This window comes from Janthinobacterium sp. GW822-FHT07H11 (genome assembly GCF_058798615.1).
Genome location: NZ_CM179507.1, coordinates 4,785,894 through 4,797,066, shown reverse-complemented (window position 1 = coordinate 4,797,066; position 11,173 = coordinate 4,785,894). Strand labels below are relative to the sequence as shown.

13 protein-coding genes are annotated in these 11,173 nt (G+C 61.4%); all 13 read left to right on the top strand.

Annotation, left to right across the window (positions count from 1 at the left end; all coding sequences use genetic code 11):
* Position 1: 1 nt before the first annotated feature.
* The gene (gene nuoI, locus AC3RCJ_RS21120) at positions 2 to 490 is read left to right on the top strand and encodes an NADH-quinone oxidoreductase subunit NuoI (protein WP_010399726.1); all 489 of its coding nucleotides are present in this window, start codon (positions 2 to 4) and stop codon (positions 488 to 490) included.
* 65 nt (positions 491 to 555) lie between these two features.
* Positions 556 to 1,188 (top strand): NADH-quinone oxidoreductase subunit J, encoded by a 633-nt coding sequence (locus AC3RCJ_RS21115; protein WP_071322788.1) that lies wholly within the window; start codon positions 556 to 558, stop codon positions 1,186 to 1,188.
* Positions 1,185 to 1,493: an NADH-quinone oxidoreductase subunit NuoK gene (nuoK, locus tag AC3RCJ_RS21110; protein ID WP_071322789.1), complete on the top strand. Its 309-nt coding sequence runs from the start codon at positions 1,185 to 1,187 to the stop codon at positions 1,491 to 1,493. Before AC3RCJ_RS21115 ends, nuoK begins: the two co-directional genes overlap by 4 nt.
* A 46-nt stretch (positions 1,494 to 1,539) precedes the next feature.
* The gene (gene nuoL, locus AC3RCJ_RS21105) at positions 1,540 to 3,639 is read left to right on the top strand and encodes an NADH-quinone oxidoreductase subunit L (RefSeq protein ID WP_034749978.1); all 2,100 of its coding nucleotides are present in this window, start codon (positions 1,540 to 1,542) and stop codon (positions 3,637 to 3,639) included.
* 29 nt (positions 3,640 to 3,668) lie between these two features.
* Positions 3,669 to 5,168 (top strand): NADH-quinone oxidoreductase subunit M, encoded by a 1,500-nt coding sequence (locus AC3RCJ_RS21100; protein ID WP_492960708.1) that lies wholly within the window; start codon positions 3,669 to 3,671, stop codon positions 5,166 to 5,168.
* 16 nt (positions 5,169 to 5,184) lie between these two features.
* Entirely contained in the window at positions 5,185 to 6,687 is a 1,503-nt protein-coding gene (nuoN, locus tag AC3RCJ_RS21095; RefSeq protein ID WP_492960706.1) for an NADH-quinone oxidoreductase subunit NuoN, read from the top strand.
* Between the two features lie 3 nt (positions 6,688 to 6,690).
* The gene (locus tag AC3RCJ_RS21090) at positions 6,691 to 7,014 is read left to right on the top strand and encodes a DUF2818 family protein (protein ID WP_492960704.1); all 324 of its coding nucleotides are present in this window, start codon (positions 6,691 to 6,693) and stop codon (positions 7,012 to 7,014) included.
* Between the two features lie 75 nt (positions 7,015 to 7,089).
* Positions 7,090 to 7,647, top strand: a complete 558-nt coding sequence (locus AC3RCJ_RS21085; RefSeq protein ID WP_492960702.1) for an NUDIX domain-containing protein — start codon at positions 7,090 to 7,092, stop codon at positions 7,645 to 7,647.
* Complete coding sequence (locus AC3RCJ_RS21080) at positions 7,644 to 8,360, top strand: hypothetical protein (protein WP_492960700.1); 717 nt, start codon at positions 7,644 to 7,646, stop codon at positions 8,358 to 8,360. The genes AC3RCJ_RS21085 and AC3RCJ_RS21080 overlap by 4 nt, the downstream gene beginning before the upstream one ends.
* A 12-nt stretch (positions 8,361 to 8,372) precedes the next feature.
* Positions 8,373 to 9,086, top strand: a complete 714-nt coding sequence (gene ispD, locus AC3RCJ_RS21075; protein ID WP_492960698.1) for a 2-C-methyl-D-erythritol 4-phosphate cytidylyltransferase — start codon at positions 8,373 to 8,375, stop codon at positions 9,084 to 9,086.
* Positions 9,087 to 9,102: 16 nt separating this feature from the next.
* Positions 9,103 to 9,603, top strand: coding sequence for a 2-C-methyl-D-erythritol 2,4-cyclodiphosphate synthase (ispF, locus tag AC3RCJ_RS21070; RefSeq protein WP_492960696.1), 501 nt, complete (start codon positions 9,103 to 9,105; stop codon positions 9,601 to 9,603).
* Between the two features lie 37 nt (positions 9,604 to 9,640).
* Complete coding sequence (locus AC3RCJ_RS21065) at positions 9,641 to 10,804, top strand: PQQ-dependent sugar dehydrogenase (RefSeq protein ID WP_492960694.1); 1,164 nt, start codon at positions 9,641 to 9,643, stop codon at positions 10,802 to 10,804.
* 57 nt (positions 10,805 to 10,861) lie between these two features.
* A complete protein-coding gene (locus tag AC3RCJ_RS21060) occupies positions 10,862 to 11,164 on the top strand; it encodes a hypothetical protein (protein ID WP_492960692.1) in 303 nt (100 codons plus the stop codon).
* Positions 11,165 to 11,173 lie beyond the last annotated feature (9 nt).

Below are 11,173 nucleotides of genomic sequence, written 5' to 3'. Positions count from 1 at the left end.
AATGGATAAGGTAAAAGATTTTTTCAGCAGCCTCCTGTTAGGCGAGCTGATCAAGGGCATGGCGCTGACAGGCAAGTACATGTTTTCGCGCAAGATCACGGTGCAATTCCCGGAAGAGAAGACACCGATCTCGCCGCGCTTCCGTGGCTTGCACGCGCTGCGCCGCTACCCGAACGGCGAGGAACGTTGCATCGCCTGCAAACTGTGCGAAGCGGTTTGCCCGGCGATGGCCATCACGATCGAATCGGAACAGCGTGACGACGGTTCGCGCCGCACCACGCGTTACGATATTGACTTGACCAAGTGCATCTTCTGCGGTTTCTGCGAAGAGTCCTGCCCGGTCGATTCGATCGTCGAGACGCAAATCCTGGAATACCACGGCGAGAAACGCGGGGATTTGTATTACACGAAAGAGATGTTGCTGGCCGTAGGTGATCGTTATGAAAATGACATCGCCGCTGCGCGTGCCGCCGACGCACCTTATCGCTGATGGATGCGCCGTAGCCCCAGGCTGCGGCGCGCCCCTCGTTCATCTGTACGTCTATTGGGTTTTTTATGGACTTTAAAACAATTTTGTTTTACGCCTTCTCGCTGATTCTGATCATAGCGGCGACGCGCGTCATCACGGCCCGTAATCCGGTCCACGCAGTGCTGTTCCTGGTACTGTCCTTCTTTTCCGCAGCCGGCATCTGGATGCTGCTGCAAGCTGAATTCCTGGCCATCGTGCTGGTATTGGTGTATGTCGGCGCCGTGATGGTGCTGTTCCTCTTCGTGGTCATGATGCTCGATATCAATATCGACCGCATGCGCGAAGGTTTCTGGGGTTACCTGCCATTGGCGGCCACGGTCGGCGTGATCATCGTGCTGGAAATGGCTGCCGTGCTGTGGCGCGGTTTCCTGGAGTTCGAACCGCGCGTGGCGCTGGCTGGCGCCAACCTGGGCGGCACCAAGGAACTGGGCATGCTGATCTACACCAAGTATGTGTTTGCCTTCGAGATCGCCGCCGTCGTGCTGCTGGTGGCCATCGTTGCCGCAGTCGCATTGACCCTGCGCAAACGCAAGGATACCAAGCATTTTGCTCCGGGCGATGCCGTGCGCGTCAAGCGCAACGACCGCCTGAAGATCATCAAGATGGACGCGGTCGTCGAGCGTCCTGCGGCTGAGCCGGAAGTTAAGGAGGCACCATGACATTATCGCTCACACATTTTTTGGTCCTGGGCGCGATCCTGTTCGCAATCTCGATCGTCGGGATTTTCCTGAACCGCAAGAACATCATCGTATTGCTGATGGCAATCGAATTGATGCTGCTGGCGGTGAATATGAATTTCATCGCGTTTTCCCATTACCTGGGTGACGCGGCCGGTCAGATCTTCGTTTTCTTCATCCTGACGGTTGCCGCCGCTGAGTCGGCTATCGGTCTGGCTATTCTGGTGGTGATGTTCCGTAATCTGGATACCATCAACGTCGAAGACCTGGACAGCCTCAAAGGCTGATGTTTTTCAGACTCGATCTCTCGAATAATAACGATTAAGGTTCATCATGGCGGGGCAACTCCTCAACCCTAACCTCCTTCTTGCCGTACCGCTGGCGCCGCTGGCCGGTGCCGCGATTGCAGGCTTGCTTGGCACCCAGTTCCTGGGTAATTTGGTCGGACGCAAGACGTCGCATACCGCGACGATCCTGGGCGTACTGATTGCGTTCATCCTGTCCGTGCAGACATTGCTGGCAGTGATGGATGGCGCGACATTCAATGGCACGATCTATAACTGGATGACGATCGGCACCCTGAAGATGGAAGTGGGCTTCCAGATCGATTCGCTGTCGGCGATGATGATGTGCGTGGTCACCTTCGTCTCGCTGATGGTGCATATCTACACGATCGGCTACATGAAGGACGACGAAGGCTACAACCGCTTCTTCGCCTACATCTCGCTGTTCACGTTCTCGATGTTGATGCTGGTCATGGCCAACAACTTCCTGCAACTGTTCTTCGGTTGGGAAGCCGTGGGCCTGGTCTCCTACCTCTTGATCGGTTTCTGGTACCAGCGTCCGACGGCCATCGTGGCCAACATGAAGGCTTTCCTCGTCAACCGCGTGGGCGACTTCGGCTTCATCCTCGGTATCGGCTTGCTGCTGGCCTACGCCGGCACCATGAACTACCAGGAAGTGTTCGCCAAGAAAGACGAACTGGCGCTGTTGAGCCTGCCAGGTACCGACTGGGCCCTGCTGACCGTGGCCTGCATCTGCCTCTTCATCGGCGCGATGGGCAAATCGGCACAGTTCCCGCTGCACGTGTGGCTGCCTGACTCGATGGAAGGTCCTACCCCGATCTCGGCACTGATCCACGCCGCGACGATGGTGACGGCCGGTATCTTCATGGTCTCGCGCATGTCGCCGCTGTTCGAACTGTCCGACACGGCACTGTCCTTCATCCTGGTGATCGGCTCCATCACGGCGCTGTTCATGGGCTTTTTGGGCATCATCCAGAACGACATCAAGCGCGTCGTTGCCTACTCGACCCTGTCGCAGCTCGGCTACATGACCGTGGCGCTGGGTTCGTCCGCGTATTCCGTGGCCGTGTTCCACCTGATGACGCACGCCTTCTTCAAGGCACTGCTGTTCCTGGGCGCCGGTTCCGTCATCATCGGCATGCACCATGACCAGGACATCCGCAACATGGGCGGCCTGCGCAAGTACATGCCGATCACCTGGATCACCTCACTGGTCGGTTCGCTGGCCCTGATCGGCACGCCGCTGTTCTCCGGTTTCTATTCGAAAGACAGCATCATCGAAGCCGTCGAAGCGACGCACATCTGGGGCGCTGGCTTTGCCCAGTTCGCCGTGCTGGCTGGCGTGTTCGTCACCGCCTTCTACTCGTTCCGCATGTATTTCCTCGTCTTCCACGGCAAGGAACGTTTCGGCCAGGCGCATGCGCACGGTCATGACGACCACCACGCACCGAAAGCGGCCCATGGCGCGCACGGCGATGCACATGACGACCACCATGAAGAAGAGGAAGACGACCACGCGCACCACGGCCTGGAACCCGGCCAGAAGCCGCATGAATCCCCGTTCGTCGTGTGGTTCCCGCTGGTGATGCTGGCGATTCCTTCCTTGATCATCGGTTACCTGACGATCGGCCCGATGCTGCATGGCGATTTCTTCAAGGGCGTGATCTTCGTCGGCGAAAACCATCCGGCGATGGAAGAGTTGTCGCATGAATTCCACGGCGCAATGGCGATGGCCATCCACGGCCTGTCGACGGCACCGTTCTGGCTGGCATTGTCCGGCGTGGTGGCAGCCTACTACTGCTACATGGTCAACCCGCGCGTACCGGCCTGGTTCTTTGCCAAGTTCCACGCGATCCACACCCTGCTGGACAACAAGTACTACATGGACAAGTTCAATGAAGTCGTGTTCGCCGGCGGTGCCCGCTTGCTGGGTAATGGCCTGTGGAACTTCGGTGACAAGAAGCTGATCGATGGCCTGCTGGTCAACGGTAGCGCCAAGGTCGTCGCCTGGCTGTCCTCGCTGTCGCGAGTGTTGCAGACCGGCTACATCTATCACTATGCATTCGTGATGATCCTGGGCGTGCTGGGCTTCCTGATCTATTTCCTGCCATTCTGGCCCGCTAAGTAAGCTGACCTGATAAAAGAATACTGAGAACCATGATGCAGTCTACGATTTCTACACTACCTCCTTACCTGAGTCTGTCGATCTGGGTGCCGATCATTTGCGGCGTCCTGGTCCTGGCTCTCGGCCGTGACAGCAAAGCGGGCTTTACCCGCTGGCTGTCGCTGGCTGGCGCCGTGCTCAGCATGCTGTGCACCTTGCCGCTGATCCAGCATTTCGACAACGCCGCACACGGCATGCAATTCGTCGAAAAAGCACCGTGGATTGAAACTTTCAATATCTGGTACTCGCTGGGTATCGACGGCCTGTCGCTGTGGTTCATTCCACTGACGGCCTTCATCACGGTCATCGTCGTCATTTCCGCTTGGCAAGTGATCGAGAAGCGCATCGCCCAGTACATGGGTGCCTTCCTGATCCTGTCGGGCCTGATGATCGGCGTGTTCTGCGCGCTGGACGGCTTGCTGTTCTACTTCTTCTTTGAAGCAACCCTGATCCCGATGTTCATCATCATCGGTATCTGGGGCGGTTCGAACCGCGTGTACGCGTCGTTCAAGTTCTTCCTGTACACCTTCTTCGGTTCGCTGCTGACCCTCGTTGCCATCATCTACCTGCGCAATGTGACGGGTACCTTCGACATCCTGGCCTGGCACGCGTTCAAGCTGACGATGAACGAACAGATCTTCATCTTCCTGGCCTTCCTGATGGCGTTTGCCGTCAAGGTGCCGATGTTCCCGGTCCACACGTGGTTGCCGGACGTCCACGTGGAAGCGCCTACCGGCGGTTCCGCCGTGCTGGCCGCCATCATGCTGAAACTGGGCGCCTACGGCTTCCTGCGTTTTTCGCTGCCGATCACGCCGGACGCCAGCCACTACCTGTCGGGTTTCATGATCGCCTTGTCGCTGATCGCCGTCATCTACATCGGTCTGGTTGCCCTGGTGCAAACCGACATGAAAAAACTGGTCGCCTATTCGTCGATCGCGCACATGGGCTTCGTCACCCTGGGCTTCTTCATGTTCAACGACATCTCGGTACAGGGCGGTATCGTGCAGATGGTCTCGCACGGCTTCATCTCCGGCGCGATGTTCCTGTGCATCGGCGTGCTGTATGACCGCATGCATACCCGCAACATCGCCGACTACGGCGGCGTCGTGAACCGCATGCCGAAATTTGCCGCTTTCTTCGTGCTGTTCTCGATGGCCAACTGCGGTCTGCCAGCGACGTCCGGCTTCGTCGGCGAGTTCATGGTGATCCTGGGCGCGGTGCAATACAACTTCTGGATCGGCCTGCTGGCTGCGACGGCACTGATCTGGGGCGCGGCATACTCGCTGTGGATGGCCAAGCGCGTGGTGTTCGGCAAGATCAAGAACAAGCACGTGGCCGAATTGACCGACATCAACAAACGTGAATTCTTCATGCTTGCCGTGCTGGCCATCGCCGTGCTCGTAATGGGTCTGTACCCAGCCCCGTTCACCGACACGATGCAAACTTCGGTTGCCGACCTGCTGCAGCATGTCGCCACCAGCAAGTTGCCTTAAATAGAAGACCGATAACATGACTAATGCACCTAACCTGGTACCGCTGTATGCGGAAATCTTTCTGCTGATCGCCACGTCGGCGCTCTTGCTGATCGATATGTTCTTGCCTGCGGCGAAGCGTTCGATCACCTATGCGCTGGCCTTGCTGACCCTGGCCGGCTGCGCCTTGCTGACCGTGGGCGACTTCAACGCGGGCACCACCGTCTACACCTTCCACAACATGTTCGTGTCGGACCCGATGTCGCAGTTGTTGAAGCTGTTCTCGTACGGCGCCGTGGCGCTGACCCTGATCTATTCGCGTGCCTATGCCACCGACCGCAACATGCTGTCGGGTAACCTGGGCGGCGAGTTCTACGTGCTGGCCCTGTTTGCACTGCTGGGCCAGATGATCATGATCTCGGCCAACAACTTCCTGATCATCTACCTGGGTCTGGAACTGATGTCGCTGTCGCTGTACGCGCTGATCGCTCTGCGCCGTGACAATGCCAAGGCCACGGAAGCGGCCATGAAATACTTCATCCTGGGCGCACTGGCTTCCGGTTTCATGTTGTACGGTATCTCGATGCTGTACGGCGCCTCCGGCACGCTGGACCTGGGCGAACTGCGCGTGGCGCTGGAAAACGGCAAGACCAACGGCACCATCATGGTCTTCGGCCTGGTGTTCCTGGTAGCCGGCCTGGCCTTCAAACTGGGCGTCGTGCCATTCCACATGTGGGTGCCTGACGTGTATCAAGGTTCGCCGACGGCCGTGACCCTGCTGCTGGGCGCGGCGCCGAAACTGGCCGCGTTCGCCATCACCCTGCGCTTGCTGGCCGAAGGCTTGCTGCCGATGGCCCATGACTGGCAGCAAATGCTGCTGGTGCTGGCCGTGATGTCGCTGGCCATCGGTAACTTCACCGCCATCGCGCAAACCAATTTGAAGCGCATGCTGGCGTACTCGACCATCGCGCAAATGGGCTTCGTTCTGCTGGGCTTGCTGTCCGGTACCGTCGATGCGCCGAACAACACCCTGAACGCGGCTGGCGCAGCCACCGCCTACGGCGCCTCGATGTACTACGTCATCACCTACGTGTTCACCACCTTGGGCACTTTCGGCGTGATCATGTTGTTGGCACGTAATGGTTTTGAAGCGGACGAACTGGCCGACTTCAAGGGCCTGGGCAAACGCAGCCCGATCTTCGCGCTGGTGATGACCCTGTTCATGTTCTCGCTGGCCGGCGTGCCGCCGCTGATGGGCTTCATGGCCAAGTACTCGGTGCTCGCTTCCGTGCTGGCCACGGGCCAGCTGTGGCTGACCATCGCCGCCGTGCTGTTCTCGCTGATCGGTGCCTTCTACTACCTGCGCGTCGTCAAGATGATGTGGTTCGACGAGCCGAGCGACAGCAACGCGCTGGTCGTGCATGGCGACATGCGCGTCGTGCTGGCCCTGAACGGCGTGTTCGTCCTGGCCCTCGGTGTGATGCCTAACAGTATCCTGGCTGCCTGCGCGACGGCCATCACCAAGACCCTGGCGTCCTGACCGATGGATGTCACCGCCTCGAGCTGGCTGGTGATCGCCCTGGGCATCCTGGGCGCCAACCTGCCTTTCCTGAACGAGAAACTGTTTGCCGCCGTGCCGCTGAAAAAGGCGGCGCAGGCGGAGCAGGGCTGGCGCAAGCCGCTGGCGCTGCGCCTGCTGGAGATGGTGATCCTGTACTTCGTCGTCGGCGCCGTGGCGTTCGCGCTCGAAGCGCGCATCGGCAACGGTTTTCCTCAGACGTGGGAGTTCTATGCCATCACCGGCTGTCTGTTCCTGGTGCTGGCTTTTCCGGGCTTTGTCGGACGCTACCTGCGCAAGCGGCGCTAGCCCCATCGACCGAAAGCGGCGCCTCTGGCGCCGTTTTTTTTTATTGAGCATAATCAACGTATGGATACAGAACGCATGGATACGAATTTAACTGAGACCAAGGTGGACGGCGAGCTCGTCTACCAGGGCGGCTTCCTGCGCGTGCAGCGCGACCGTGTTGCGCTGCCGGACGGCAAGATCACGGCGCGCGAATTCATTTTGCATCCGGGCGCCGTCGTCATCCTGCCGCTGCTCGACGACGGCACCGTGCTGATGGAGCGCCAGTACCGCTATCCGCTGGACCGGGTCTTCATTGAATTTCCGGCCGGCAAGATCGATGCGGGCGAATCGCACCTGGCTTGCGCCAAGCGCGAACTGCTGGAAGAGACGGGCTACACGGCCAGCGACTGGCAATTCGTCTCCACCATCCACAACGCCATCGCCTATTCGGACGAGCACCTGGAACTGTTTTTGGCGCGCGGACTCGTGGCCGGCGAACGCCAGCTCGACGAGGGTGAATTCCTGGAAACGTTTACGGCCACCGTGCCGCAACTGCTCGACTGGGTCAGGGATGGCACGATCACGGACGTGAAGACCGTCATCGGCATCTTCTGGCTCGACAAGATTACCAGCGGCGCCTGGCAACCGGCTTGATCCTGCGCATGCGCCTGCCCGTCTTCCTGCCGCTCCTGCTGCTCGCCTGCGCCAGCCTGGATGCGCAGGCGCAGGCGCGCACGCCGTTCCAGGTGCGCTGCGAAGACACGATCAGCAAGACGGTGTCCGTGCTGACGGCGCAGCAGAATGGCTACAGCATCGACACGCACCTGCCGTACAAGGCGCTGACGGTGATGAAGGGCATGGCGCGCCCGAACACCTGGGTGCTGGGCCTGACGAAGACCGATTCGCGCGTGGCCATCGCCCTGGCCGGCCCCATGCTGCAAGACCCGGCCAGCGGCTATGAATGCGTGGCGCCGCAGATTACCGTGACCCTCACGTATGCGCCCGTGGTGATCTATATCGGCAGCGAGTTTGCGCCCGGCACGTGCGCGTATGATGAGATACTCGCGCACGAGCTGCGGCACATGAAAACCTATATGGAACACTTGCCGCGCGTGGAAAAGACCGTGCGCGCGGCGCTGGCCAAACGCTTCGAGGCGCGGCCCCTGTATGCGCCCGGCGGCACGGCCAAGGCGGCGCTGGCGCGCGAAATCGATACGGGCTGGTTGCCCTACATCAAGGCGGAAATGCGCAAGGTGGAAACCTTGCAGGCCGCCATTGATTCTCCGCAAGAATATGCGCGCCTGGGCAAGGCGTGCAAGGGCGAAATCCAGAATATCCTGGCCGGCAAGGCCGCGCCGACCAACTAGACAAGGAATGGCATGACAGCAGCACCGAATCGCCCCCGCTATGTTGCGCTGATCCCCGCCGCCGGCGTGGGCGCGCGCATGGAGGCGGGCAGTCCCAAGCAATATTTAACCATCGCCGGCAAGCCCATGCTGCGCCACGCGCTTGACGCCTTTCTCGCCAGCCCCCTGATCGCGCATACCTATGTCGTCGTCAGCGCCGACGATGGCGTCATCGACACGGTCGTGCCGGAGCAGGGCGCAGGGTTTGGTATATCGGTGCTGCGCTGCGGCGGCGCCACGCGCATGGAAAGCATCCTGAACGGCTTGCACGCCTTGCACGACAGCATAGACGCCCATGACCAGGTACTAGTGCACGATGCGGCCCGTCCCGGCCTGACGCCGGCGCTGATCGCCAAGCTGATTACCGAAGTCGGCGACCATCCGGCCGGCGGCTTGCTGGCCTTGCCCGTGGTCGATACCGTCAAGCGGGCCGGCCCCGCCCATGTGTCGGCGCAGACGGTGCCGCGCGACGGCCTGTGGCTGGCGCAGACGCCGCAAATGTTCAGCTATGCCTTGCTGCACCGGGCCTTGTCCGAAGCGCCCGACCCGCAGGCGATCACGGACGACGCCAGCGCCGTCGAAGCGCTGGGCCTGGCGCCGAAACTGGTCGAGGGCCACCCGCGCAACCTGAAGGTGACCCTGCCGCGCGACATACACACGGCCGAACTGTATTTGGCCCATCCTTGACTCCAGAAAGAACTGCATGCACACAACGACTCCCGACCTCCCATTCCGCATCGGCCAGGGCTATGACTGCCACGCGCTGGTGGAGCACCGCGACCTGATCATCGGCGGCGTGAAAATCCCTCATCACCTGGGCTTGCTTGGCCATTCCGACGCGGACGTGCTGCTGCACGCGATTACGGACGCCATCTTCGGCGCCGCCGCCCTGGGCGACATCGGCCGCCATTTCCCCGACACGGACGCGCAATTCAAGGGCGCCGATTCGCGCACCCTGCTGCGCGAAGCCGTGCGCCGCGTGCAGGCGACCGGTTATATCATCGGCAATATCGACGCCACCATCATCGCCCAGCGCCCGAAGATGGCGCCGCACATCGGCGCCATGTGCGCCAACGTGGCCGCAGACCTGGGCGTGAGCGTGGGCCAGGTCAACATCAAGGCCAAGACGAATGAAAAACTGGGCTACCTGGGCCGCGAAGAGGGCATCGCGGCCGAAGCCGTCGCCTTGCTGCTGCGCGCCTGACGAGCCACCGTCGCATCACCCCTAGACAGGAGAGACCATGTTACCGCTACGCCGCACCACGATCTTGCTTGCACTGGCATGTGCCGCCGCGCCATCGGCCTGGGCCGAACTGCCAGCCACGGGCGAGCCGCCCGCCGCGAAACAGGGCTGGAAGGCCGAGACCGTCGCGCAGGGCGTGCGCCAGCCGTGGGGCATCGCCTGGCTGGGCGAGGGCCGCGCGCTGGTCACCAGCAAGCTGGGCACCTTGCATTTGCTCAATGGAAAGACGTTCAGCGACGTGGCGCTGGAAGGCATGCCCAAGGTATTCACGGGCGGGCAGGGCGGCTTGCTCGATATCGTGCTGCACCCGCAGGATGCGGGCAAGGCGCAGCAGCGCGTCTACATGACGGTGTCGACGGGCACGAATGACGCCAACCGCACGACCCTGGTGCGCGGCGTGTTCGATGGCAAGAAGGTGGCGGGCATCGTGACCTTGTTCAAGGTCGCCACCGACAAGAGCGGCGGCCAGCATTTCGGTTCGCGCCTGCTGTGGCTGCCGGACGGCAGCTTGCTGATGAGTGTGGCCGACGGCGGCAATCCGCCGCTGCGCATAGGCGACCGCCTGGCGCGCGAACAGGCGCAAAACCTGGCCACGCACCAGGGTTCCATCCTGCGCCTGACGGACGAGGGCAAACCGGCGCCCGGCAATCCGCTCGCTGCCAAGGGGGCCTTGCCGGAAATCTGGTCGTACGGCCACCGCAATGTGCAGGGCCTGGCGCTCGACCCCGTTTCCGGCCGCGTATGGGCGACGGAACACGGCCCGTACGGCGGCGACGAGCTGAACCTGGTGGTGGCCGGCGGCAACTACGGCTGGCCGCTGCAAAGCTATGGCGCCGACTACAAGACGCATGAACCGGTCGGCAAGCATGAAGTACCTGGCATGCTCAACCCGAGCGTGGCCTGGGTGCCGTCGCCGGCGCCGTCGGGGCTGGCCGTCTACACGGGCGACAAGATCGCCGCCTGGCGCGGCAGCATCTTCAGCGGCGGCCTGGCGGCCAAGGATATCCGCCGCATCGCCGTCGATGCGAACGGCAAGGTGACGGGGCAGGACCGCCTGGCCATCGGCGCGCGCGTGCGCGACGTGCGCCAGGGGCCGGACGGCTACCTGTACGCGCTGACGGATGAAGACGACGGCCGCTTGCTGCGCATCGTGGCGCAGTAGCACGCGAGGCGCCCACTTCGCTTAAGATGGCGCCTTTATTTCATTCAAGGTGGCGCCATGGCCCGTGATACTTATGCATACCGGCACGTTGCCGTCGAATCGCGCGCGATCGATGGCCGCGTGGAAATCCGTCCCGTGCCGGGCCAGGCTTTTTCGCCGGAACTGGCCGTGCAGTGCTCGCGCCGCCTGGTGGACCTGCAGCGCTATCCGCTGGGCAGCCGCTTTTTACTCTTTGCCAAGCTGACGGACCGCCTGGGCGGCACGCCCTTTTTATATGCCTATCATGGCGATGCGGATGTGCCCATGACGCCGGCCGAAGTCAAAAAATTCCTCGGCGAATTCCGGCGCGGCCGCATCTGAAGGCAGTTT